Genomic DNA, 22,279 nt, shown 5'->3' with positions numbered 1-22,279 from the left:
CGACATCCGTACAAAGGAGAATCATGCGCGCACTCGTGCAGCACCAGTTCGGTGACCCGGCAGAGGTCCTCGCCGTCGAGGAGGTCGAGCTCCCCGAGCCCGGACCCGGCCAGGTCCGGCTGAAGGTCGTCCTCAGCCCCATCCACAACCACGACCTCTGGACAGTGCGCGGTGACTACGGCTACAAGCCCGAGCTTCCCGCCCGCGCCGGCACCGAGGCGCTGAGCGTCGTCGACGCGCTCGGCGAGGGAGTCACCGGCGTCGAGGTCGGTCAGCGCGTCGTGACGGCATCCGTCTTCGGGGTCTGGTCCGAGTACGTCATTGCTCCTGCCGCAGCCCTCATCCCGGTGCCGGATGCGGTCGCCGACGAGGCAGCCGCCCAGATCATCTCCATGCCGCTGAGCGCTGCGAGCCTGCTCGAATACCTCGACGTCAGCGAGGGCGACTGGATCGTGCAGAACGCAGCGAACGGCGCCGTCGGGCGCCTGGTCGCGCAGTTCGCCGCGTCGCGAGGCGTGCGGGTGCTCGGCCTCGTGCGTCGCGCCGCCGGCGTTGATGAACTCGCCGCTGTCGGCATCCATGATGTCGTCGGGACGGATGCCGAGAACTGGCGCGACCGCGTCGCGGAGATCACCGGTGGCGCATCCATCCGTGCCGGTGTCGACTCCGTCGGCGGTGCCGCAGCCGGAGACGTCACCTCGCTGCTCGGGGAGAACGGCACCCTCGTGGTCTTCGGGGCGATGGCATCCCCGACGATGGAGATCCCGTCGGGTGACGTGATCTTCCGTCAGCTCACCGTCCGCGGATTCTGGGGCAGCAAGGTCAGTGCCGCGATGGATCCCGCGCACCGGGTTGAGCTGATCCGCGAGATCATCACCCTCGTCGCGCAGGGCAAGCTCGATCTGCCTGTGTCGCAGATCTTCGGCCTCGAGCAGATCGCTGACGCCTCGCGGCTGAACTTCGAGCCAGGCCGCGTCGGCAAGGTCATGCTGCGCCCGTAAGGCCCGTTCCCGGGACCGCCGTCAGAGTTCGAGCTCGACGGCGGTCTCGAGGGCTGCCTCGATCGAGCGCATCCAGCCCGCCTGCAGGTCGGCCTTCGTTCCCGAATAGAGCGATGCGCCGTCGACGAGGTTGCTCGAGCAGGCGCACACCATGCCGGCACGCAGGCCGCGCAGACGGGCGACGATGTAGAGGGCGGATGCCTCCATCTCCACGTTCAGGATGCCCATGGTGTTCAGCCGCGCGATCCACTCGGGCGTCTCGGCATAGAACGCGTCATCGCTCACGCTGATGCCTCGGAACGAGTTCGTTCCCGCAGCCCCCGCGATGCGCTCCGCGTGACGGGCCAGCGCGGTGGTCAGCTCCAGGTCGGGCACCGCGGGGAAGCCCTTGGGAAGGTAAGCGTCAGTCGTGCCGTCGTTGCGGAAGCTGCCTTCGCTCACGAGCAGGTCTCCCGGCGCGATGCCCGGCTGCAGACCCGCCGAGCTGCCGACACGGATGAAGGATGTGACGCCCACGCGGGCGAGCTCTTCGACCGCGATCGCGGTGGAGGGGCATCCCATGCCCGTTGAAGTCGCCGTGATGTGACGGCCCTTGTACCAGCCGGTCATCGTGCGGTGCTCGCGGTTGTGCGCGACCTCTTTCACGTCCGTGAGGAACTCGGCAACGAGCGGCACCCGGAACGGATCCCCGGGCAGAAGCGCGACGCTCGAGACCTCGCCGGGCGCGATGGCGATGTGATACTGGCGGGCGTCAAGCCCTGCAGCTGACTTGTCGACGACAGACATGAATACCTCCTGGGGTTCTGAGACGATCGGGTCGTCGCAGTCCCCGCCCTGGCGCCGGCGCCATGGTTGATAGGACGTGCTCTGTGCCCGAGCCTACCCACCAGCTGTTTCGCGACTGTTTCCCGGGGGCCGTCGGATCCCGGTACGCTCACCGGCGTGACGGCGTGCGGAATCATGTTGGCAGCCGGGGCGGGAAGTCGCTACGGGCAGCCGAAGATCTTCGCGCGCGACGCGGGTGGTGTGCTGTGGCTCGAGCGTGTGGTCGCCGCCGTTCGTGCCGGGGGTTGTTCCGAGGTACTCGTGGTGATCGGAGCCGAGGCCGAGCGTGCTCGCGAGGTCGTTTCCGCTCTCGATTCGGTGAGCCCGGTGGTTGCCGGCGATTGGGCCGATGGGCTGTCGGCGTCAGTTCGCGCAGGGCTCGCGGCTGCCGCGAACACGGATGCCGACTCCGCCGTCATCGCTCCCGTCGACGTTCCCGGGATGCCGGCATCGGTTGTCGCGCGGGTGCTTGAGGCCGGCGCCGGGCCGCCATCCCTGGCTCGGGCGAGCTTCGACGGTCGGCCCGGGCATCCGGCGGTCATCGGCCGCGATCACTGGGAGCTGGTGGCGGCATCCGTTCGCGGCGACTCGGGCGCGAACCGCTACCTCGCCACCCACGCCGCGCTCGCGGTCGAGTGCGCCGACCTGTGGGATGGCGCCGACACCGACACCCGGTAGTGGCGCGGGGCGTCAGGTGCGCAGCACGACGTTGATCGGCTCTTCGCCGCGCTGCATCCGCTCGGCCTGCTGCCGAACGAGAGCCGCGATCCGGGGCCGCATCGCGGTTGACGCCCCGCCGACGTGGGGAGTGAGCAGCAGTCCGGGTGCCGACCACAGCGGGTGGCCCTCCGGCACGGGCTCGGGATCGACGACATCGAGTGCCGCCCGGATCCGGCCGCCGCGCAGATGGCGCAGCAGGGCATCGGTGTCGACGAGGCTTCCGCGACCGACATTGACCAGCAGTGCGTCATCCGGGAGCGCCGAAAGGAAGGCATCGTCGACGAGCTTCGCCGTGTCGTCCCCGCCCGGCAGAGCGAGGATGACGATCTCCGTCTGGGGGAGCAGCACTGGCAACTCCTCGAGTGCGTGGACGACCGTGCCGTCCTCTGTCCGCGCGTGCGTCGCGACAGCTTCGACGTGAGCCTCGAACCCGCGCAACCGCGCCGCGATCGCCGTGCCGACGCCGCCGAACCCCACGATGAGCACCCGGCGGTCGGCGAGGCTCGACGGGAAGGCATCGCCCTCGCGCGGGCCAGCCCAGCGTCCGGCATCCTGAGCCGCGACGAAGCGCGGGATCTGCCGCTGCGACGCGAGGGTCAGCGCGACGGCAAGCTCGGCCGTCGACCCCTCGTGCACGGACGCGGCGTTTGCGAACACGATCCCGGGAGGCAGGTGCTTCGCCGCTGCCTCGTACCCGATCGACTGACTCTGCACGAGCCGGACCTCGACACCCTCGAGCCGCGCGAGCACCCGGGGGCTGCGCATGTACGGCGGAACTACGATGTCGAACGCCGCCCGCGGCGCCGCATCGCCCATGTCCCACCGCACGACCTCGATGCCGGGAAGGCCGCTGAGGTCTTTCTCGAGCTTGTCGTCGGGGACGGAGATCACCAGGGTGGGTGCGTCGGAAGTCACCCCTTCACGCTACCTATCGCCGCGGTACGGATGCCGATACGCTCGCGTCAGCATGCGGCATCCGTTCTCGTGCACGGCGAAGGAGCAGGGATGGAACTGGCGATCAACTACTGGGCAGTCATCCTGGCGACCCTGTCGACGATGATCGTCGGGTCGATCTGGTACACGCCGAAGGTCTTCGGGGTGCGGTGGGCGAAGCTCGCGAACGTCGACATGAATCGCCCCGGATCCAGCGCGACGCTCGCGATCATCGTGACCGTCATCGTGAGCTTCGTGTCGGCCTGGGTGCTCGCTGCCGCGACTGTCGTGGTGTGGCACGCCTTCGGCGGCAGCTTCCTGCTGACCGCGGTCGGGACCGGCGCCGTGCTGTGGGCAGGCTTCACCGCCGCGCGCTTCATCACGCACGATGCCTTCGAGGGGCGCCCCACCTCGCTGACGGTGCTCAACATCGCGCACGAGCTGGTCACGGTTCTCGTGATGGCGCTCATCATCGGCGTCTGGCCGCCCGCGGGAACCGTCTGAGGTGCCAGCGATGTGAGTACCCTCCTTCAGTCGCGCCGAGATGTGAGTTGCGCGGGTGCGAACCCGCAGGATGACGCGACTGAACTAGTGGGGCGCGCGGTCCAGCACGATTCAGGCGCGCAGTCCGGCGCGATTCGGTAGCGCCGATGTGTGGGTCCTACGGTGCTCGACCCGCAGCATGACGCGACTGAACGATGGACCTCCAGTTTCGGTCGCGTCGTTGTGCGAGTTGCCCGGTGTGGGAGCCGCAGGAAGGCGCGACTGAAGCTCCGACGGACCGAGCTCAGGCCGCGGCGTTGACGACTGCCGAGATCGCCGAGGTGAAGAACGTGAGGCCGTCGGTGCCCGAACGCATCGCCGCGCGGGTGTCGGGGCCGAAGCCGGGCTCGACGGCGTGTTCAGGATGCGGCATCAGGCCCACCACGTTGCCGCGCTCGTTCGTGAGCCCGGCGATATCGTCGAGAGAGCCGTTCGGGTTGACCCCGAGGTAGCGGAACGCGACCAGGCCTTCGCCCTCGATGCGTTCGAGGGTTTCGGTCGAGCAAATGTAGCCGCCGTCAGCGTTCTTGAGCGGGATGACGATCTCTTGGCCCGCCTCGAAGCCGCTCGTCCATGCGGTGTCGGCGTTCTCGACGCGCAGCCGCTGATCGCGACGGATGAACTGCTGGTGCGCGTTGCGGATCAGGCCGCCAGGAAGCAGGTGAGCCTCGACGAGCATCTGGAAACCGTTGCAGATGCCGAGGATCGGCATCCCCGTCGCCGCGGCATCCGCGACCTCGCGCATGATCGGCGCGTGGGCCGCGATAGCGCCGGCACGCAGATAGTCGCCGTAGCTGAAGCCGCCGGGAAGCACGAGGGCATCGACGCCCGCGAGGTCGTGGTCGCCGTGCCAGAGCGCAACGGGCTCGCCGCCGGCGACACGGATGGCGCGCTGAGCGTCGCGATCGTCGAGCGAACCGGGGAACGTGATGACCCCGATGCGAACGGTCACTCGATGACCTCGATCCCGACGACATCCTCGATCACGGAGTTCGAGAGGATCTCGTCGGCGATTCGCTGAGCGGACTCGAGGAGAGCGTCGTCGACCTCGCCCTCGACCGTCAACTCGAAGCGCTTGCCGATGCGCACACCGGCGAACCCGTCGATTCCGAGCCGGTTCAGGGCGCCGGCGACGGCCTTCCCCTGGGGGTCGAGCAGCTCGGCCTTGGGCATGACGTCGACGACGATGGTCGGCATGGGGCGCTCCGGATGTCGAGGGAGGGGGCGCTCTCAGTCTACCGAGGCGCCTGGATGCCGCGCTGACGCGCCGTGATCAAACCGTTACCCGATCATTTGGGAGCGCTCCCTTGACCTCGTGGGAGCGCTCCCGTACCGTGTTCCGCAGTCGTGGGAGCGTTCCCACGATGGCCAGGGTCCCGCCCTCCCTCGGTACCCAGGCACAAGCCAACGGGTGCCCGTCCGGCATCCATCACACAAAGGAGTGACTGTGTCATCACGTGCCTTCCGTCGGAGCGCGATCGTCGCCGCCGCTTTCGGCGCCTCCGCGCTCGTCCTCGCCGGCTGCTCGGGCAGCGGCGGGGGATCGGAAACCGTCAACCCCGACGAGCCGATCACCCTCACCATCTCGACCTTCAACGACTTCGGGTACACCGATGAGCTCCTGCAGGAGTACATGGACGAGAACCCGAACGTCACGATCGTCCACAACATCGCCGCCACGTCGAACGACGCTCGCGCGAACTACTTCCAGAAGCTCGGCAACACCGGCCTCGCCGACATCGAGGCGATCGAGGTCGACTGGCTGCCCGAGGTCATGGAGTACTCCGACCTGCTCGCGCCGGTTCCCGCCGACCTCGAGAGCCGCTGGCTCGACTGGAAGGTCGAGATGGCGACCGACCCCAACGGCGCACTCATCGGTTACGGCACCGACATCGGGCCCGAGGCGGTCTGCTACCGCACCGACCTGCTCGAAGCCGCCGGCATGCCGACGGACCCGGATGCCGTCGCTGAGCTCCTCACGGGCGACTGGGACACCTACTTCACGGTCGGTCAGCAGTACGTCGACGCGACCGGCAAGGCCTGGTTCGACTCGGCCGGCGCCACCTACCAGGGCATGATCAACCAGGTCGAGGCAGCCTACGAAGACCCGGAGACCGGCGAGATCATCGCCACCACCAACCCCGAGGTCCAGGACATCTACAACGCCGTCCTCGACGCCAGCTCGACGCAGTCCGCTCACCTGCAGCAGTGGGGCGACGACTGGTTCGCAGGGCTCGCCAACGGCGACTACGCCACGATGCTCTGCCCCGGCTGGATGCTCGGTGTCATCTCGGGCAACGCGCCTGACGTCACCACCTGGAACGTTGCCAACGTCTTCCCGGGCGGCGGTGGCAACTGGGGCGGTTCGTACCTGACCGTTCCCGCCAACGGTGCAAACGTCGCCGCAGCTCAGCAGCTGGCCGACTGGCTGACCGCTCCGGCGCAGCAGATCAAGGCGTTCGAGAACGCCGGCACCTTCCCCAGCCAGGTCGAGGCTCTCGCCGACCCGATCCTGCTGGACTCCACCAACGAGTACTTCAACAACGCGCCCGTCGGTTCGATCTTCACCGATCGCGCCAACGCCGTTGACGTCGTGCCGTTCAAGGGCCAGTACTACTTCCAGATCAACGACGCCATGCAGCAGGCGCTGACCCGTGTCGAAGACGGCACGCAGAACCCGCAGCAGTCGTGGGACCAGTGGGTGTCTGAAGTCGACCTGATCGGCTGATAAACCCCGCCGCGGACCCGGCGCCCTTCCGCCGGGTCCGCGGCACCTCCCCCTCGATCTCAGGAAGCTCTCGTGACCAGCACACTCGCTCGCCCGGCATCTGACGCCCCGGCGAAGAACCCCGACCGGCCCCCGCGCCGCATCGGTTTCGGGCACCGCCTCAGCCGGTGGGACCTGAAGCTCTCGCCCTACCTCTACATCTCGCCGTTCTTCATCCTCTTCTTCGTGGTCGGACTCTTCCCGATCGCCTACACGGCAGTGATCTCGTTCATGGACTGGGATCTGGTCCGCAACTCCGGCGAGTTCATCGGCTTCGAGCAGTACACGTGGGTTCTCTCGAACCCCAAGTTCTGGATTGCTCTGCGCAACACCTTCAGCATCTTCTTGCTCTCGAGCGTGCCGCAGCTGATCATCGCGATCTTCATCGCGGCGATGCTCGACCAGAACATCCGCGCCAAGACGTTCTGGCGCATGGGCGTTCTCGTCCCCTACGTCATGGCCCCGGTCGCGGTGGCCCTCATCTTCAGCAACATGTTCGCCGACCAGTACGGCCTGGTGAACAACTTCCTCGCCTCGATCGGTATCCCGGCGGTGCCGTGGCACTCGGATGCCTTCGCCAGCCACATCGCAATCGCCACAATGGTTAACTTCCGCTGGACCGGGTACAACACCCTGATCCTGCTCGCCGCGATGCAGGCGATCCCGCGGGACTACTACGAAGCGGCGACCGTGGACGGTGCCGGACGCATCCGTCAGTTCTTCTCCATCACGGTGCCGAGCCTGCGACCGACCCTGATCTTCGTCATCATCACCTCGACGATCGGTGGCCTGCAGATCTTCGACGAGCCGCGCATGTACGACCAGTACGGCACCGGCGGTGCGAACTCGCAGTGGCTGACGATCACCCTCTGGCTTTACAACATCGGCTGGGGTGAGTGGAACTTCGGTCGTGCGGCAGCTCTTGCCTGGATCTTGTTCATCATCATCCTCGTGATCGGTGTCATCAATCTGCTGGTCACCCAGAGCGTCGTGCGCACCGAAGGCAGCCGCGGCGAGCTGACGCGCCGACAGCGCCGGGAACAGAGCCGCGCTGCCCGCGAACGGCTCGCGGCCGAATCCGCCGCAGCCCGGTCATCCGAGGCAGCATCGACACCCAAGGAGGACGTGCGATGACCGCCGTCGAGCCGATCCCGGTAGCCCCGCGGGACGAATTCCCGCCCGAGGAGCGCAAACCGCGCCGCCGCCGCGGGATCCGCGGTCAGCGTCCCGGCTGGGTTACCTACGCCGTGCTGGGCGTCTTCCTGCTCGGATGCTTCTTCCCCTACTACTGGTCGATCCTCATCGGCTCGGGGGATTCGAGCACCATCCGAGACCCCAACATGTCGTGGATTCCCGGCGGCAACTTCTTTGCGAACGCCGCTGCCGTGGTGTCCAACCCCGCGGTGAACTTCTGGCTGGCCCTGTGGAACAGCATCTGGAGCTCGGTGGTCATCGCGGCATCCGTGGTGTTCTTCTCGACACTCGCCGGGTGGGCCTTTGCGAAGCTGCGTTTCGCGGGAAGCCGCTGGCTGCTGGTCTTCGTGATCGCGACCATGGCAGTTCCCACGCAGCTCGGTGTCGTGCCGCTGTACATCCTGTTCGCCGACCTCGGATGGACCGGCCAGATCGGCGCGATCATCATTCCCGCGCTCGTGACGGCGTTCGGGGTGTTCTGGATGACGCAGTACCTGCAGCAGGCGGTGCCCGATGAGCTGATCGAGGCCGCCCGTGTCGACGGTGCCAGCTCGTTCCGCACGTTCTGGACCATCGGCATCCCGGCGGCCCGTCCCGCCGCCGCGATGCTCGGACTGTTCACGTTCGTGACGGCCTGGAACAACTTCTTCTGGCCGTTCATCGTGCTCGACCGGCAGAACCCGACCCTTCCCGTCGCGCTCTCGCTCTTGCAGTCCAACTACTTCGTCGACTACTCGATCGTTCTCGCCGGAGTGATCCTCGCTACGATTCCGCTCCTGATTCTCTTTGTTTTCGCGGGCAAGCAACTCGTGAGCGGCATCATGGCAGGAGCAGTGAAAGGCTGAAATGACCACTGATTTCTCGACCGAAGCCGTGGCTACGGCATCCGCGTCGGCGCGCCCGTTCCCGACCAACTTCCTGTTCGGTGCAGCGACCGCGGCCTATCAAATCGAGGGCGCTGCCCACGAAGACGGGCGACGCGATTCGATCTGGGATGCCTTCAGCCGCGTCCCGGGAGCGGTGATCAACGCCGACAACGGCGACGTCGCGTGCGACCACTATCACCGGTATCGCGAGGATGTCGCGCTGATGCGCGACCTCGGGCTGCAGACGTACCGCTTCTCGACCTCGTGGTCGCGGATCCGCCCCGACGGCGGCGCGATCAACCCCGCGGGGCTCGACTTCTACAAGCGCCTGGTCGACGAGCTGCTGGATGCCGACATCCTGCCGTGGCTCACGCTCTACCACTGGGACCTGCCGCAGGCGTTGCAGGAGCGTGGCGGTTGGGCCGCGCGCGAGACCGCTGACCTGTTCACCGAGTACGCGCTTGACGTGCACGATGCGCTCGGCGACCGCGTCAAGGTCTGGACCACCCTGAACGAGCCGTGGTGCTCGTCGTTCCTCAGCTACACCGCCGGCATCCATGCCCCCGGTCGATTCAGCATCGCCGAAGGGATGCTCGCCTCGCACCACCTGCTGCTCGGTCACGGCCAGGTCGTGCGGGAATTGCGCGCGCGCGATGAGTCGCTGAACCTCGGGATCACGCTGAACCTCACCGTTGCCGAGCCCGTCACCGACGCACCAGCCGACCTCGACGCCGCCCGTCGGATCGACGGCCAGTTCAACCGGTGGTTCCTCGACCCGATCTTCCGCGGTTCGTACCCGGCCGACATCGTCGAAGACATCCGTGCCGTCGACGGGGCCGCGGTAGCTGAGTGGGAGGGGGCTGTCTCGGATGCCGACCTCGCCGTGATCTCGACACCGATCGACAGCCTCGGGGTGAACTACTATCACGGCGAACTCGTCGGCGGCACTCCTCCCGTGGTCAGTCCCGGCGGCGGCGAGGCGCCCACCGAACGCGAGACGGCATCGCCGTTCCCCTCGCACGAGGACATCTTCTGGCACGATCGGGGCCTGCCTCGCACGGCTATGAACTGGGAAATTCAGCCCTCGGGACTGACAACGCTCCTGCGGCGGGTGTGGGACGAGTACGCCGAGCCCGCGGGTGTCACGCTGTATGTCACCGAGAACGGAGCGGCCTTCGACGACGTCCGCGTGGAAGAGAACGGCGTCCCGCACGTGCATGATGCGGCCCGCACCGCCTTCCTCGAGAACCACCTCGCGGCGATCCTCGACGCCGCGGCTGCCGGCGTCGACGTGCGCGGGTATTTCTACTGGTCGCTCATGGACAACTACGAGTGGGCGTGGGGATACGAGAAGCGGTTCGGTATCGTACGAGTCGAGTACGACACGCAAGAGCGGGTCGTCAAAGACAGCGGTGCCCGGTACCGCGAGATCATCGCATCGCGGGCGCTCCCCGAATCGCCCTAGGCGAAGCGCCCCGTCGAGGGAGGATACCCACGTGGACGGTGGAACGATGAGCGAGGCCGTCGTGGGCGAAGAGCTTGTGCGGGCTACTCCGTATCGCGGTGCTGTGACGATCGAAGAGGTAGCTGCGGCCGCCGGTGTGTCGCGATCGACGGTCTCGCGCGTTGTGAATGGCTCGACTGCCGTGAGCCCCGCGGCGCTGGATGCCGTCAACCGCGCGATCGCCGAGTTGAACTATGTGCCCAACCGCGCCGCCCGGTCGCTCGCGAGCAGGCAGACGCGTGCGCTGGCACTGGTCGTGCCCGAAGACACGACCCGCTTCTTCGGGGACCCGTTCTTCGCGGCCATCGTCTCGGGGATCAACGCGGGGCTGCGCTCGTCCGACTACGTGCTGAACCTCTTCATCGCGAGCGACGACCCGGGCGACAAGACGACGAGCTACCTGCGGTCGGGAAGCGTCGACGGCGCCCTGATCGCATCCCACCACACGAGCGACACGTTCATCGATCGCATCGCAGCCGCCGTGCCCGTCGTCTATGGTGGCCGCCCGGTGCGTGAGCGTGCCACTGACTACTACGTGGATGTCGACAACGTCCGGGCCGGATACGACGCCACCCGGTACCTCATCGAGCGGGGATACACCGACATCGGCACGATCACCGGCCCTCTCACGATGCCCGGCGGTGTGGACCGCCTCGCCGGATACCGGCGAGCGCTCGCGGAGGCCGGCCTTCCGGAGGGTGCGCACGCCGACGGCGGGTTCACCACCGACGGTGGCGCGAGCGCGATGCGCCGCATCCTGAGCGCCGGGCCCGCACCGCGCGCGCTGTTCATCGCGAGTGACCTCATGGCCCAGGGTGCAATCTCGGTGCTCGCCGGCGCGGGGCTGAAGGTGCCGGCGGATGTCGCGATCATCGGCTTCGACGACTCACCGGTAGCCGAGACCGTGGACCCGCCGCTCACGACGATTCGTCAGCCGTCGTTCGAGCAGGGAGAACACATGGTGAGTGTGCTGCTCGACCTGCTCGCCGGGGGCACGCCGCCGCACGCGACGATCCTCGAAACGAAACTGATCGTTCGCGAAAGCTCTTAGCCCCAGCGTCGGAGCCGCGACCGGGTCAGGCGAGTGTCAGACGGTCGATGAGCTCGCGGTACTTCTCGGCAGTCCGCTCGACGACCTCGGCCGGCAGCTCGGGGGGCGTGCCGGTCTTGTCCCAGGCTGCAGCGAGCCAGTCGCGCACGATCTGCTTGTCGAAGCTCGCCATGCGCTCGGCGGGGGTCGTTCCGGTACGCCAGGTTTCGGCATCCCAGTACCGGGATGAATCGCTCGTCAGTACCTCGTCGGCCAGCGTGATCTCGCCCTCGCGGATGCCGAACTCGAACTTCGTGTCAGCGAGGATCAGTCCGCGCGCGGCGGCGGTGTCGGCGGCGCGGCGGTAGGTCTCCAGCGACAGGTCGCGCAGCTGTGCCGCACGGTCGGCGCCGACGAGTTCGACGGTCTGATCGAACGTGATGTTCTCGTCGTGCTCGCCGAGCGGCGCCTTGTAGGCGGGGGTGAACAGGGGTTCGGGAAGTCGGTCGCCATTGCTGAGGCCGTCGGGCAGTGGGATGCCGCACACTGTCCCGCTCTCGGTGTACTCCGCCCAGCCGGAGCCGGTGAGGTAGCCGCGAACGACGCATTCGACGGGGAGCATCTCGAGGCGGTGCACGAGCATCGCCCTGCCGCGCACGGCATCCGGAACTTCTCCCTGATCGCCCGCGAGATGATTCGGAACCGGCGCGCCGCCGTCGGCTCCCGCGAGTTGCTTGAACCACCAGAGGCTCAGCGTGGTCAGCAACGTCCCCTTGCCGGGGATGCTCGGCTCAAGCACATGGTCGAAAGCGCTGACGCGGTCGCTCGCGACAACCAGCATTCGGGGATCGGTCTGGTCGTCAGGGCGGTAGAGGTCACGGACCTTGCCCGAGTAGACGGAATGCCATCCAGGCAGCGAAGCGGGAACGCCGTGATCTGTCACCCGAGCATTGTCGCAGGTCCCCAACCGGCCCCGCGGTATCCACCGCGAGCCGCGCGATCGAGCTAGCTGACGCGTGCGGCGATGTCGGTGCGGAACTGGCCGCCCTCGAGCGTGATCCGCAACAGCGCCTCATAGGCACGCGCGCGGGCCTGGGCGAAGTTCTCACCGGTTGCCACGACGTTCAGCACGCGACCCCCGGTAGCGACGAGGCCCTCCGGGCCGTGGGCCGTGGCGGCGTGCGCCAGGTGCACGCCCTCGATGGATGCCGCGGCATCCGTTCCCGTGAGGGGTCGGCCCACCTGGGGAGCTGACGGATAGCCCTCGCTCGCGAGCACGACGGTGACCGCCGCGGTGTCGCGGAAGGTCGGCTGCGCCACATCCTCCAGGTTCCCGGAAGCCGCCGCCAGCAGAAGCCCTGACAGCGGCTCGACCAGGCGCGGCAGGACGACCTGCGTCTCGGGGTCACCGAAACGCGCATTGAACTCGATGACACGCACGCCCCGGTCGGTCAGGATGAGGCCCGCGTAGAGCAACCCGATGAACGGGGTGCCCTCGGCATCCAGCTGACGGATGACGGGCTCGGCGACCTCGCGGGTGACCTGCTCGACGAACGCGGCTTCGCCGCCCCAGCCCTCGTCGAGCCAGGGGAGGGGTGAGTAGGCGCCCATGCCACCGGTGTTCGGTCCCTCGTCGCCGTCGCGCAGGCGCTTGAAGTCCTGCGCCGGGCTCAGCGCGCGCACGGTGTCGCCGTCGCTGAGGAAGAAGAGCGACACTTCGGGTCCCGACAGGAACTCCTCGACCAGTACGCCACCGGTGCCGAGGTATTCGGCAGCGTGGGCGAGGGCTGCTTCGCGGTCGTCGGTGACGATGACGCCCTTGCCCGCCGCGAGACCGTCGGCCTTTACGACGTGTGGAGCGCCGAACTCGTCGAGCGCTGCGGCAACCTCGTCGAGGGTGGCGGCGTGGGTTGCGCGTCCGGTCGGGACGCCGGCTGCCTGCATGATGCGCTTGGCGAACGCCTTGGATCCCTCGAGCTGCGCGGCGGCCTTGCCCGGACCGAACGTCGGGATGCCGCGCTCGCGCAGCGCATCGGCGACACCGGCGACAAGGGGCGCCTCGGGTCCGATCACGACGAGTCCGATCGACTCGGTCTGCGCGAACGATGCCACCGCGACGGGGTCATTCGGATCGAGCGCGACAACCGTGACGTCCTGGGCGATGCCCGCGTTTCCGGGGGCCGCGAAGATCTCGTGCGCCTCCCCTTCGCTTCGCAGCGACGTGATGATCGCGTGTTCACGGGCACCGGAGCCGAGGACGAGGATTCGCACCCGGTCAGCCTACCGACCGGCGTAGCGTGGGACCGTGCCTCCCAGAATCACGACCGAAGCCGGACGCGCCGCTCTCGGAGCCGTCGCGGAAGGGACCGCCGGCCGGCCCGAGACCGCGACGGCCGTGCGCTACTTACTTCAGTTGCTCGCCGAGAAGGCGCCGGGCGCGACTGTCGAGGTCCGCGTTCCCCCATTCGGGGCGACACAGATCATCGAGGGGCCACGTCACACCCGCGGGACCCCGCCCAACGTCGTCGAGATGGATGCCGCGACCTTCATCGACCTCGCGACGGGGGTGCGCGGGTGGTCGGATGCCGAAACCTCCGGGGCGCTGCGGGCCTCTGGCGTCCGCGCTGATTTCTCGCACCTCCTTCCCCTTCGGCCATGAGCGCGGCATCCGCGCCGACCTGGGCCGACTACCGGGGATCGATCGGCGTTCGGTCGTCCCTCTTCGCTGCTCTGGCCCAGCGCTGGCCGATCGAGCGGTGCTCGTCGCCCGTCGCCGCGGGTCGGATGCCGCGCCGGGCGCCCACAACGACTGAGGCATCCCGCTCTCGCACCCTCTCGCCCGCGGACCGCGCTGGGCGAGAGGGTGCGAGAATGGAGATCATGTCCCCGACGAGCGATGACCACCTCGAGCAGGTGACGGTGCGGCGCAGCCCGAAGTACTCCGTCTTCCTGCTGCTCGGCGGTGCCGTCGGCCTGCTCGTCGCCATGATCCTGACGTTCCTGTTCGACGGGACGACGCAAGAGAGCCCCAACACGGGCCTGGTCTACTCCCAGATGCAGGTCTTCGGGTTCCTGCTGCTGATCTTCGTTTCGATCGGCGTCGCCCTCGGCGGAGCGGTGGCCCTCATCTTCGACCGGGTCTACGCGCGCCGCGCCCGCACGCTGCGGGTCGAGCACGACCGCATCATCTCGGCCGACTGAGCGGAACCGGGTGAGGGCAGTCACATGGCAGTCCGGCAAGAGCCATCCTCACCCGATCCCCACGAGCACGTCATCGACGTTCAGGTGCAACGCGTGTTCGTGCGCCGGTCGCCACGATACGGACGCATCCTCGGCGCCGGCATCACCGTCGGCCTTGTCATCGCTGCAGCCCTGACCACATTCGGCGCCGTCTCGGGCGACGGTGTTGCTTCTTCCGGCGAAGCCGGGGTCGTGTGGGCCTTCGGGCTGAACGCCATGGTGTCGGTGGCGGTGTGCCTGTTGATCAGCGCCAGCATCATCCTCATCGCCGAGCGACGCACCCTCCGCCGCATCCGTGACGCCCGCGCCGCGCAGGAGGTCACGTTCGTCGACGACCTCGCGCGGCCGATGACCGATCAGCCGCCTCCCTGGATGCGCGACGAGAGCTGAGGGCGCGCCGGTAGTCTGTTCGGGTGGACTCCCACAACGCCCCCAGTAATCCGTACACCGCGGCCGGTGTCGACACGGCAGCGGGTGACCTCGCCGTCGAACTCATGAAGGCTGCGGTCCGTCGCACCCAGGGCCCCGAAGTCCTCGGCGGTGTCGGTGGCTTCGCCGGCCTGTTCGATGCATCCACGCTCCGTGCCTACCGGCGTCCGCTGCTCGCGACAAGCACCGACGGTGTCGGTACCAAGGTCGCGATCGCGCAGGCCATCGACAAGCACGACACGATCGGCCAAGACCTCGTCGGCATGGTTGTCGATGACATCGTCGTCGTCGGTGCGCGACCCCTGTTCATGACTGACTACATCGCGTGCGGCAAGGTTGTACCCGAGCGCATCGCCGACATCGTCGCCGGCATTGCGCGCGGCTGCGAAGAGACCGGGACTGCGCTGGTCGGCGGCGAGACCGCCGAGCATCCGGGCCTGCTCGGGATCGACGACTACGATGTCGCGGGCGCGGCCACCGGCGTCGTCGAAGCCGACGCCGTGCTCGGCGCCGATCGTGTCGAGAACGGCGATGTCGTTCTCGCGCTCGCCTCGAGCGGACTCCACGCCAACGGCTACTCGCTCGTTCGTCACATCGTCTCGTCATCCGGTTTGTCGTATACGGATGCCGCGGCCGAGTTCGGTGGCGCCACCTGGGGCGAGGTTCTGCTCGAGCCCACCCGCCTGTACACGGCGCCGCTGCTGCGGCTGATCGCGCAGTCCGGCGGCGGGGTCCATTCCCTCAGCCACGTCACCGGCGGGGGGATCGCGGCAAACCTGGCGCGGGTGCTGCCCGCTGGCACGTGGGTCGATGTCGACCGCGCGACGTGGACGCCGCCGACAGTGTTCCAGACGCTCGCCGCCCGCGGCGGTATTCCCCTCTCCGATACAGAAGGAACGTGGAACCTCGGCATCGGCTTTGTCGCGGTCGTCGCGGCAGACCGGGCAGCGGATGCGGCATCCGCCCTGACCGCCGAAGGTATCGCCACGTGGCAGGTCGGCGTCGTCTCGGATGGCCCGAGGCCGAACGGCGACTATGTGGAAGGGGCGAAGGGCGTTGACGGCGGTGCCGTGCGCCTGGTCGGATCGTTCGCCGAAGGAGCGCAGTAACACCCCATGTGTGGAATCGTCGGCATGGTCGGGCGGGGCTCGGTCAACCAGGAGATCTACGACGCGCTGCTGCTGCTGCAGCACCGCGGGCAGGACTCGACCGGAATCGCCACAGCGGAACCGAGTGGCGTCTTTCACATCACCAAGGCGCGGGGGCAGGTCCGTGAGGCGTTCCGCACGCGCGACATGCGGTCGCTGCTCGGCACGATCGGGCTCGGTCACGTCCGGTACGCCACCAAGGGCACGGCATCCAGCGAAGAAGAAGCCCAGCCCTTCTACGTCAACGCGCCCTACGGCATCGTGCTGGTGCACAACGGCAACCTCACGAACACCCGCGAACTCACCGACGAGCTCTTCCACAAAGACCGTCGCCACCTGAACACGAGCTCTGACACCGAACTCCTGGTCAACGTCCTCGCCGGAGAGCTGCAGGCGACGGTATCGGGGCTCGACCTCGAGCCCGACGAGATCTTTGAAGCCGTCTCCCGTGTCCACGCTCGCGTGGAGGGCTCGTACGCTGCCATCGCCCTCATCGCGGGCCACGGCCTGCTCGCGTTCCGCGACCCGTTCGGCATCCGCCCCCTGATCTTGGGGACGCGCAAGGCCCCCGACGGATCGTACGAGTGGGTTGTTTCGTCCGAGTCGCTCGTGCTCGAAAACGGCGAGTTCGAGGTAGTCCGCGACGTCATGCCGGGCGAGGCGGTGTTCATCGACCTCGACGGACACCTGCACACCAAGCAGTGCGCCGAGGCTCCGCAGCTCGTGCCGTGCTCGTTCGAGTACGTCTATCTCGCCCGCCCGGACTCGATCATGAACGGGATCTCGGTCTATGAGGCGCGGCTGCGCATGGGCGACCGCCTGGCCGACACCATCGCGAAGTACACGCCCGCAGGTGCCATCGACGTCGTCATGCCCATCCCGGATTCATCCCGGCCCGCCGCGATGCAGGTCGCGCGCAAGCTCGGCATCGAATACCGCGAGGGGTTCTACAAGAACCGCTACGTCGGACGGACATTCATCATGCCGGGTCAGTCTGCCCGCAAGCGCAGCGTGCGTCAGAAGCTCAACGCGATGTCGAGCGAATTCAAGGGCAAGAACGTGCTGCTCATCGACGACTCGATCGTGCGGGGAACTACCTCGAAGCAGATCATCCAGATGGCCCGGGATGCCGGCGCGACATCCGTGACCTTCGCCTCCGCTGCCCCGCCGGTGCGCTACCCACACGTCTATGGCATTAACATGCCGACCCGGCACGAGCTCGTCGCGCACGGCCGATCCATCCCCGAGATCGCCGAAGAACTCGGTGCCGATTACGTCGTCTATCAGGAGGTAGCCGACCTCAAGGCTGCGATCCTCGAAGGCTCGGATGTCGACGACCTCGACATGAGCTGCTTCGACGGACGCTACGTCACCGGAACAGTGACGGAAGAGTATCTCGACTGGGTCGAGAGCAGTCAGGAGTCCTGAACGGGAGCGCGGTGAAGGGACGAGCCGCGCTCAGGCGGTCTCGTCTAGTTCGTCATCCTCGTCGTCGAACTCATCGGCCCACTTGTCGACGTACAGATCATCGTCGGACGGGTGACCCAGTTCCTTCTCGAGCGCCGCATAGTTGACGCTCGGGCTGTAGGACTTGAGTTCGCGGGCGATCTTGGTGTGTTTCGCCTTTTGACGGCCACGCCCCATGCGAGACCCCCTCATTTCTGACCCGCGGGCTGAAGCGCGGGTCTCCGCACTCCGCAGCCCGTGCATTCACGAATCCGGTCTTTCGCCGGGAAGAGTAGCATTCAGAATATCACGGAGCCCTCGAGGGCCCGCGGCTGTGCGCCCCTCGGCTCCGCATGTCGAGGAGGGAATCCAGATGGCGGACGAACGACCGGAGCTCACAACGGCACCCCTGGACGCGGAGGCGGTCCGCGGCGCGGTGATCGTCGGGGTCGTCCCCGACCAGAATCCTCGGGTCGTGAAGGAAGCCGCGAAGTACGCCGCCATGATGAAGGCCCCCCTCGTTGTGGCGCACGTCGATGTCACCAGGTTCGTCACGTACGAGGATCCCGACGGATACGTGCACTCCGCACCGATCGATGTGAACATCGCTCCCGGTGAGGCCGACTTCGACCTCGTGCGCGCGTCAGTCGCTCACGCGCTGGAGGGAATCGACGTCGAGTGGCGTATCCATCAGCTCGTCGGCGACCCGGCGCTGGCCCTCAAGCATCTTGCGGAGCAGATCGATGCCCGGTTGCTCGTTGTCGGAACCCGCAAGCGCGGCATCGGCGAGTCGATCCGAGAGTTCTTCACGGGATCGGTCGCTGCCCGCCTCGCGCATCGGCAGGCGCGCCCCATCCTCGTCGTTCCGCTGGGGGAGCCGGCGCCTGACGACGAGGACCTCTGGCCGACCAGCTGACCGGCCCGAACGCAGGATCGACCGGCCTTTCACGGCCCCCCACGCGCGGGGAGGCGGATTCATCCTGCAAGCGGGTCGCGTGCGCTGCCCCTGTGAGCTTCAGCCGCGGAGTGAGCGGGTGATGGCGCGGGTCACCTCGTCGAGGCCGGTTGCCAGTTCGTCGACGACGGATGCCGTGAGGGTGCCGCCCTTGGCGACGTGCGTCCGCAGATCGGTTCGTACCTGGGCGCGGAACTCGCTGATGGCAACCTCTGCGCGGTGCAGTTGCTCCCGCGAGATCGAACGCAGGTCGTCGGTGACATCCCGCACCTGCTCGCTGCGGTCCTGCCGCTCGGCCCGGCTTGCGGCGGCGAGGTCGGCGCGCAGGCTCTTCATCGCCTCGCGTACCGATCCGCGCACCTCGTCGGCGATCAGGCGCACCGAATCGGCAAGCCCCTCCTCGATGCTTCTGAGGTCACCGGCGCGGGAGGCCACCTCGGCGCGGCCGGCATCCGTGATCTCGTAGATCGTCTTGCGACCGTCGACGGTCTTGGTGACCAGACCCTCTTCCTCGAGCTTCGCGAGCCGCGGATAGACGGTGCCGGCGCTGGGTGTGTACGTCCCACCGGTGCGATCCGACAAGGCCTGCATGATGTCGTAGCCGTGCCGCGGCCCCTCGTCCAGGAGCGAGAGCAGGTACAGGCGCAGGTCGCCGTGAGAGAAGACCGGGGCCATCACAGGCCCTCCGCCTCGCTCGCGGCATCCGCCGGCTCCGACGCGGCGGAACGGCGCAGCACCGTGAGTCCGCCGGCAACGGAGTTCGTGCGCACATCGACGAACGACCCGCTGAGCTCGCCAGTCGAGCCGCTGTAGTTGGTCACGCCGCTTCCCGACCGCATGACGCCATCGATCTGGACGCGACCGCTCACGCTGCGCACGACGAAGTTCGCCGGCAGCCCCTCATCGAGCCGAATGGTAGCGCCGCCGCTCACCGTGTTGAGACTGATGGCGTGCGCATTGCCGGTCGTGTCAACGAGCATGTCGCCCGAGACCGTGTCGATCGTCGCCTTGCGGATGCTGCCGGTCGCAGCGACATCTCCCGAGACACTGTTCGCCGACAGGGTGCCCGTGAGGTCCCGGATCTGGACATCCCCCGACACTGCGTTGACCGTCACGTCGCCGCTGAGGCCATCGACGATGATGTCGCCCGACACCGTGTTGAGGCGAGCCCCGGCCTCGAGACCGGATACGAGCGCGCTCGCGTTCACGACCCCGAGGTTCAAAGCCACCGATCGGGGGACAGCGACGCTGACCTCTGCCTTCGGGCCGCCGGAACCGAAGTTGCGAAACGCCTCGAGGAAGTTGTCCCAGCGCAGCTGTGGATGGTCGATCTCGACGAGGTCGCCGGTTGCTTCGATGCGCAGGTCTTTGACGGTCACCCCGTAGACCTCGATTCGCACCCCGGGTTCGTCGTGGGCGACGACATCAACCTGGCCACCGACGAGGCCGATCTTGAGGGTGCGCACGTCGTCGAGGTCGATGACGCGCGTCTCTCCCGGGTGAATGAGCCACTTCTCAAGGGTCACGGTCCGCTCCGTTCAGGGTCACATGAAAGATCAAACGCGATATAACGCGATTTGAGAATAACGCGTTATATCGCGTTGCACAAGTGTCCACGAGCGACGAGTTGACATTGACGCAACGTCAACTTCTACCGTGGATGCCATGACGGAATGGAGCATCCACGAGGTAGCACAGCGGTCGGGCGTGACGACGCGAACCCTGCGGCATTACGACGCCATCGGCATCCTGTCTCCCACGCGCACGGGAGCGAACGGATACCGCTACTACGGACCCGAGGCGCTCGTGAGACTGCAGCGGATTCTGCTTCTGCGAGACCTCGGTCTCGCGCTCAGCGACATCGCCGAGGTGCTTGACGCGCAACAGGACCCCGCGGAGGCATTGCGCACCCACATCGGGTGGCTCCGTTCCGAGCAGGAAAGGCTCGCGCGGCAGATCGCCGCGGTGGAGTCCACGATCACGGCATGGGAGGGAGGTGAATCGATGATGAACGACGACATGTTCGACGGCTTCGACCACACCGTCTACAAGGACGAGGTCGAGCAGCGCTGGGGCGCGGAAGCGTATTCGCGCTCAGACTCATGGTGGCGCTCGCTCGGCACTGAGCAGCAGGCTGCGTGGAAGAACACGAGCGCCGAGCTCGCCGGGGACTGGGTTGCGGCGGCTGAGTCTGGCATCGAGCCAGGCTCGACCGAGGCACAGGCTCTCGCGGAGCGCCATGTTGCATGGTTGCGCGCCATTCCCGGCACCCCGGCCCATCAGGGCGAAGCCGGGCTGAAGCCCTACGTCCTGGGGCTCGCGGAGATGTATGTAGCCGACCCCCGTTTCGCGGCCAACTACGCGACATCCGGCGGCGGAAACGGCGGAGCCGAGTTCGTGCGAGACGCGCTGGCGGAGTACGTGAACTCCCGCCTGTAGACGTGCACGGCCGACACGAAAAACGGATGCCGCTCCCCTCCCCCGAGGAGCGCGGCATCCGTTTTCGGGCTACGCGGTCAGCTTCTGCCGCCGCTGATCACCCTGAAGAGGAAGGCGATGAGAGCGATGACGCCGACGATCAGGGCAACCCACAGCAGCCAGCTCAGGGCGCTGTTGAGGCCGCCGACGATTGCCAACACGACAGCAATGATGATGACAAGGAGCAGTGCGATGTTCATGGGGCACCTTTCGTTAGACGTCCGGGAGCATGCCCGACGCGTGTCGGGCGCACTCGCCACGCCGTGACGATTTCACTGTCGCGGCCGCACCACAATGGGGTTGTTTCCCGGCGGCGAACCCGGTATGGACGCCCTGCGGAACGTGACACGACGCGGGGGAGCGTTAGCCTGGGCCGATGGCGACCAGACCGCGCTTCTCGGGGGTCCACCTCTGGCTGGTGTTCGCCGGGGGCACGATCGGAACTGCGGCGCGACTTGCCGTTCTGCTCGTCGAGGATCCGTCGATCCAGTGGCTCTCCATCCCTCTCATCAACATCGTCGGCTCGTTCCTGCTCGGGGTGGTCACCGGCATGGCAGAACGCCAGGCCGACCCCGCCCGCGCCACGAGGATGCGCACCTTCTGGGGCGTGGGCGTCATGGGAGGGTTCACGACGTACTCGAGCTTCGCCGTGCTTGCGGTGGACCCGGCATCGCTGCCGCTGGCGGTGGTCACCGTGCTCGCCGGGCTTGCGGCTGCCGCCGCGGGACTGTGGATAGCCCGCCCCCGGCCGACGTCAGCGCATGGACACTCAGTATGAGTCCGCTCCTGCTCGCTCTGGGCGCGCTCGCCGGCGGCGTCGGCGCGGCGCTGCGCTACAGCGCTGACGTCGCCATCCTGCGCTGGTGGGGACCGCCGTGGGGTGTGTTCATTGTCAACGTCGTCGGGTCGTTTGCTCTCGGCATCCTCACCGGCTCTGCCGCCCCCGCTGATCTGCAGTTCGTGATCGGCGGAGGTCTCCTCGGAGGCTTCACCACCTTCAGCGCCGTCTCGGTCACGACACTGCTGCTGGCCGAAGAGCGGCGGGGGCGGATGGCGATCGTCAATGTCGTCGGAACGTTCGTGCTCGCGCTCGCCGCCGCCGCGGGCGGGCTTGCGCTCGGCGGAGCGCTCGCTGCCGCGTCGAGCTGATCGGGACTTTTCGGGATATCCCCCGGAATCACCGTGCGAAGATGGGGACGA

27 protein-coding genes are annotated in these 22,279 nt (G+C 67.5%); 17 read left to right on the top strand and 10 right to left on the bottom strand.

The features are described 5' to 3' along the window. Window positions 1-23 precede the first annotated feature (23 nt). On the top strand, window positions 24-1,001 hold the full coding sequence (locus LL236_RS13660; RefSeq protein WP_228179379.1) for a zinc-binding dehydrogenase: 978 nt from the start codon (window positions 24-26) through the stop codon (window positions 999-1,001). A gap of 21 nt (window positions 1,002-1,022) precedes the next feature. Here LL236_RS13660 and LL236_RS13655 read toward each other — a convergent pair whose 3' ends face one another. Beyond that, window positions 1,023-1,787 (bottom strand): nucleoside phosphorylase, encoded by a 765-nt coding sequence (locus LL236_RS13655; protein ID WP_228179378.1) that lies wholly within the window; start codon window positions 1,785-1,787, stop codon window positions 1,023-1,025. 156 nt (window positions 1,788-1,943) lie between these two features. On the opposite strand from LL236_RS13655, the gene LL236_RS13650 reads away from it, so the two are divergent. Then, window positions 1,944-2,504 (top strand): nucleotidyltransferase family protein, encoded by a 561-nt coding sequence (locus tag LL236_RS13650; RefSeq protein WP_228179377.1) that lies wholly within the window; start codon window positions 1,944-1,946, stop codon window positions 2,502-2,504. Between the two features lie 12 nt (window positions 2,505-2,516). Here the strand turns inward: LL236_RS13650 and LL236_RS13645 are convergent, their stop codons facing one another. Continuing rightward, entirely contained in the window at window positions 2,517-3,461 is a 945-nt protein-coding gene (locus tag LL236_RS13645; protein WP_228179376.1) for a 2-hydroxyacid dehydrogenase, read from the bottom strand. Between the two features lie 90 nt (window positions 3,462-3,551). On the opposite strand from LL236_RS13645, the gene LL236_RS13640 reads away from it, so the two are divergent. After that, entirely contained in the window at window positions 3,552-3,983 is a 432-nt protein-coding gene (locus LL236_RS13640; protein WP_228179375.1) for a DUF1761 domain-containing protein, read from the top strand. 283 nt (window positions 3,984-4,266) lie between these two features. Here LL236_RS13640 and purQ read toward each other — a convergent pair whose 3' ends face one another. Both purQ and purS read right to left on the bottom strand, forming a co-directional pair. Beyond that, on the bottom strand, window positions 4,267-4,974 hold the full coding sequence (purQ, locus tag LL236_RS13635; protein WP_228179374.1) for a phosphoribosylformylglycinamidine synthase subunit PurQ: 708 nt from the start codon (window positions 4,972-4,974) through the stop codon (window positions 4,267-4,269). Beyond that, the gene (gene purS / locus LL236_RS13630; RefSeq protein ID WP_228179373.1) at window positions 4,971-5,219 is read right to left on the bottom strand and encodes a phosphoribosylformylglycinamidine synthase subunit PurS; all 249 of its coding nucleotides are present in this window, start codon (window positions 5,217-5,219) and stop codon (window positions 4,971-4,973) included. The genes purQ and purS overlap by 4 nt, the downstream gene beginning before the upstream one ends. Window positions 5,220-5,469: 250 nt before the next feature. Here purS and LL236_RS13625 point away from each other — a divergent pair, with 250 nt between their 5' ends. From LL236_RS13625 to LL236_RS13605, 5 genes are all read left to right on the top strand, one after another. Then, a complete protein-coding gene (locus LL236_RS13625; protein ID WP_228179372.1) occupies window positions 5,470-6,750 on the top strand; it encodes an ABC transporter substrate-binding protein in 1,281 nt (426 codons plus the stop codon). Between the two features lie 72 nt (window positions 6,751-6,822). Next, on the top strand, window positions 6,823-7,923 hold the full coding sequence (locus LL236_RS13620; RefSeq protein WP_228179371.1) for a carbohydrate ABC transporter permease: 1,101 nt from the start codon (window positions 6,823-6,825) through the stop codon (window positions 7,921-7,923). Next, window positions 7,920-8,828, top strand: coding sequence for a carbohydrate ABC transporter permease (locus LL236_RS13615; RefSeq protein WP_228179370.1), 909 nt, complete (start codon window positions 7,920-7,922; stop codon window positions 8,826-8,828). The genes LL236_RS13620 and LL236_RS13615 overlap by 4 nt, the downstream gene beginning before the upstream one ends. Window position 8,829: 1 nt before the next feature. After that, window positions 8,830-10,314, top strand: coding sequence for a GH1 family beta-glucosidase (locus tag LL236_RS13610; RefSeq protein WP_228179369.1), 1,485 nt, complete (start codon window positions 8,830-8,832; stop codon window positions 10,312-10,314). A 46-nt stretch (window positions 10,315-10,360) separates the two neighbouring features. Beyond that, window positions 10,361-11,404, top strand: a complete 1,044-nt coding sequence (locus LL236_RS13605; protein WP_228179368.1) for a LacI family DNA-binding transcriptional regulator — start codon at window positions 10,361-10,363, stop codon at window positions 11,402-11,404. Between the two features lie 25 nt (window positions 11,405-11,429). Here the strand turns inward: LL236_RS13605 and LL236_RS13600 are convergent, their stop codons facing one another. After that, entirely contained in the window at window positions 11,430-12,326 is an 897-nt protein-coding gene (locus tag LL236_RS13600) for a phosphoribosylaminoimidazolesuccinocarboxamide synthase (protein WP_228179367.1), read from the bottom strand. Between the two features lie 62 nt (window positions 12,327-12,388). Continuing rightward, complete coding sequence (gene purD / locus LL236_RS13595; RefSeq protein ID WP_228179366.1) at window positions 12,389-13,654, bottom strand: phosphoribosylamine--glycine ligase; 1,266 nt, start codon at window positions 13,652-13,654, stop codon at window positions 12,389-12,391. 34 nt (window positions 13,655-13,688) lie between these two features. Here purD and LL236_RS13590 point away from each other — a divergent pair, with 34 nt between their 5' ends. Genes LL236_RS13590 through purF form a run of 5 tightly spaced genes read left to right on the top strand, consistent with a single transcriptional unit; the run spans window position 13,689 to window position 17,628 of the window. After that, entirely contained in the window at window positions 13,689-14,042 is a 354-nt protein-coding gene (locus tag LL236_RS13590; RefSeq protein ID WP_228179365.1) for a sterol carrier family protein, read from the top strand. Further along, window positions 14,039-14,584, top strand: a complete 546-nt coding sequence (locus LL236_RS15070; RefSeq protein WP_308017285.1) for a hypothetical protein — start codon at window positions 14,039-14,041, stop codon at window positions 14,582-14,584. Before LL236_RS13590 ends, LL236_RS15070 begins: the two co-directional genes overlap by 4 nt. A gap of 24 nt (window positions 14,585-14,608) precedes the next feature. Then, entirely contained in the window at window positions 14,609-15,013 is a 405-nt protein-coding gene (locus tag LL236_RS13580; RefSeq protein ID WP_228179364.1) for a hypothetical protein, read from the top strand. 23 nt (window positions 15,014-15,036) lie between these two features. Further along, window positions 15,037-16,161 carry a phosphoribosylformylglycinamidine cyclo-ligase gene (gene purM, locus LL236_RS13575; RefSeq protein ID WP_228179363.1) on the top strand — a complete coding sequence of 375 codons (1,125 nt, stop codon included), beginning with the start codon at window positions 15,037-15,039 and terminating at the stop codon, window positions 16,159-16,161. A gap of 6 nt (window positions 16,162-16,167) precedes the next feature. Then, a complete protein-coding gene (purF, locus tag LL236_RS13570) occupies window positions 16,168-17,628 on the top strand; it encodes an amidophosphoribosyltransferase (RefSeq protein WP_228179362.1) in 1,461 nt (486 codons plus the stop codon). A gap of 30 nt (window positions 17,629-17,658) precedes the next feature. Here the strand turns inward: purF and LL236_RS13565 are convergent, their stop codons facing one another. Next, a complete protein-coding gene (locus LL236_RS13565) occupies window positions 17,659-17,844 on the bottom strand; it encodes a DUF3073 domain-containing protein (protein ID WP_228179361.1) in 186 nt (61 codons plus the stop codon). Window positions 17,845-18,019: 175 nt separating this feature from the next. Here LL236_RS13565 and LL236_RS13560 point away from each other — a divergent pair, with 175 nt between their 5' ends. Beyond that, window positions 18,020-18,562 (top strand): universal stress protein, encoded by a 543-nt coding sequence (locus LL236_RS13560; protein ID WP_228179360.1) that lies wholly within the window; start codon window positions 18,020-18,022, stop codon window positions 18,560-18,562. 99 nt (window positions 18,563-18,661) lie between these two features. On the opposite strand, the gene LL236_RS13555 is transcribed toward LL236_RS13560, so the two are convergent. Together LL236_RS13555 and LL236_RS13550 are read right to left on the bottom strand one after the other, a co-directional pair. Beyond that, entirely contained in the window at window positions 18,662-19,276 is a 615-nt protein-coding gene (locus LL236_RS13555; RefSeq protein WP_228179394.1) for a PadR family transcriptional regulator, read from the bottom strand. Further along, window positions 19,276-20,127, bottom strand: coding sequence for a DUF4097 family beta strand repeat-containing protein (locus LL236_RS13550; protein WP_228179359.1), 852 nt, complete (start codon window positions 20,125-20,127; stop codon window positions 19,276-19,278). Before LL236_RS13550 ends, LL236_RS13555 begins: the two co-directional genes overlap by 1 nt. 139 nt (window positions 20,128-20,266) lie before the next feature. Between LL236_RS13550 and LL236_RS13545 the strand changes: the two genes are divergently transcribed. Then, window positions 20,267-21,040, top strand: coding sequence for a MerR family transcriptional regulator (locus LL236_RS13545; RefSeq protein ID WP_228179358.1), 774 nt, complete (start codon window positions 20,267-20,269; stop codon window positions 21,038-21,040). Between the two features lie 77 nt (window positions 21,041-21,117). Here LL236_RS13545 and LL236_RS13540 read toward each other — a convergent pair whose 3' ends face one another. Continuing rightward, the gene (locus LL236_RS13540) at window positions 21,118-21,279 is read right to left on the bottom strand and encodes a hypothetical protein (protein ID WP_228179357.1); all 162 of its coding nucleotides are present in this window, start codon (window positions 21,277-21,279) and stop codon (window positions 21,118-21,120) included. A 176-nt stretch (window positions 21,280-21,455) separates the two neighbouring features. Between LL236_RS13540 and LL236_RS13535 the strand changes: the two genes are divergently transcribed. Next, a complete protein-coding gene (locus LL236_RS13535; RefSeq protein WP_228179356.1) occupies window positions 21,456-21,857 on the top strand; it encodes a fluoride efflux transporter FluC in 402 nt (133 codons plus the stop codon). Continuing rightward, a complete protein-coding gene (locus LL236_RS13530; protein ID WP_228179355.1) occupies window positions 21,854-22,228 on the top strand; it encodes a CrcB family protein in 375 nt (124 codons plus the stop codon). The genes LL236_RS13535 and LL236_RS13530 overlap by 4 nt, the downstream gene beginning before the upstream one ends. Window positions 22,229-22,279 lie beyond the last annotated feature (51 nt).

This window comes from Microbacterium schleiferi, assembly GCF_020781975.1.
Taxonomy (GTDB): Bacteria; Actinomycetota; Actinomycetes; order Actinomycetales; family Microbacteriaceae; genus Microbacterium.
Note: the sequence above shows the minus strand (reverse complement) of the source record. Positions and strands in the feature narration are given on the sequence as shown.

Bases quoted from the DNA above. Each gene is read 5' to 3' on its own strand.
- LL236_RS13660 (WP_228179379.1), top strand. From the start codon at position 24: ATGCGCGCACTCGTGCAGCACCAGTTCGGTGACCCGGCAGAGGTCCTC.
- LL236_RS13655 (WP_228179378.1), bottom strand. From the start codon at position 1,787: ATGTCTGTCGTCGACAAGTCAGCTGCAGGGCTTGACGCCCGCCAGTAT.
- LL236_RS13640 (WP_228179375.1), top strand. From the start codon at position 3,552: ATGGAACTGGCGATCAACTACTGGGCAGTCATCCTGGCGACCCTGTCG.
- purS (WP_228179373.1), bottom strand. From the start codon at position 5,219: ATGCCGACCATCGTCGTCGACGTCATGCCCAAGGCCGAGCTGCTCGAC.
- LL236_RS13615 (WP_228179370.1), top strand. From the start codon at position 7,920: ATGACCGCCGTCGAGCCGATCCCGGTAGCCCCGCGGGACGAATTCCCG.
- LL236_RS13610 (WP_228179369.1), top strand. From the start codon at position 8,830: ATGACCACTGATTTCTCGACCGAAGCCGTGGCTACGGCATCCGCGTCG.
- LL236_RS13605 (WP_228179368.1), top strand. From the start codon at position 10,361: ATGAGCGAGGCCGTCGTGGGCGAAGAGCTTGTGCGGGCTACTCCGTAT.
- LL236_RS15070 (WP_308017285.1), top strand. From the start codon at position 14,039: ATGAGCGCGGCATCCGCGCCGACCTGGGCCGACTACCGGGGATCGATC.
- LL236_RS13580 (WP_228179364.1), top strand. From the start codon at position 14,609: ATGGCAGTCCGGCAAGAGCCATCCTCACCCGATCCCCACGAGCACGTC.
- purF (WP_228179362.1), top strand. From the start codon at position 16,168: ATGTGTGGAATCGTCGGCATGGTCGGGCGGGGCTCGGTCAACCAGGAG.
- LL236_RS13565 (WP_228179361.1), bottom strand. From the start codon at position 17,844: ATGGGGCGTGGCCGTCAAAAGGCGAAACACACCAAGATCGCCCGCGAA.
- LL236_RS13560 (WP_228179360.1), top strand. From the start codon at position 18,020: ATGGCGGACGAACGACCGGAGCTCACAACGGCACCCCTGGACGCGGAG.
- LL236_RS13555 (WP_228179394.1), bottom strand. From the start codon at position 19,276: ATGGCCCCGGTCTTCTCTCACGGCGACCTGCGCCTGTACCTGCTCTCG.
- LL236_RS13545 (WP_228179358.1), top strand. From the start codon at position 20,267: ATGACGGAATGGAGCATCCACGAGGTAGCACAGCGGTCGGGCGTGACG.
- LL236_RS13540 (WP_228179357.1), bottom strand. From the start codon at position 21,279: ATGAACATCGCACTGCTCCTTGTCATCATCATTGCTGTCGTGTTGGCA.
- LL236_RS13535 (WP_228179356.1), top strand. From the start codon at position 21,456: ATGGCGACCAGACCGCGCTTCTCGGGGGTCCACCTCTGGCTGGTGTTC.
- LL236_RS13530 (WP_228179355.1), top strand. From the start codon at position 21,854: ATGAGTCCGCTCCTGCTCGCTCTGGGCGCGCTCGCCGGCGGCGTCGGC.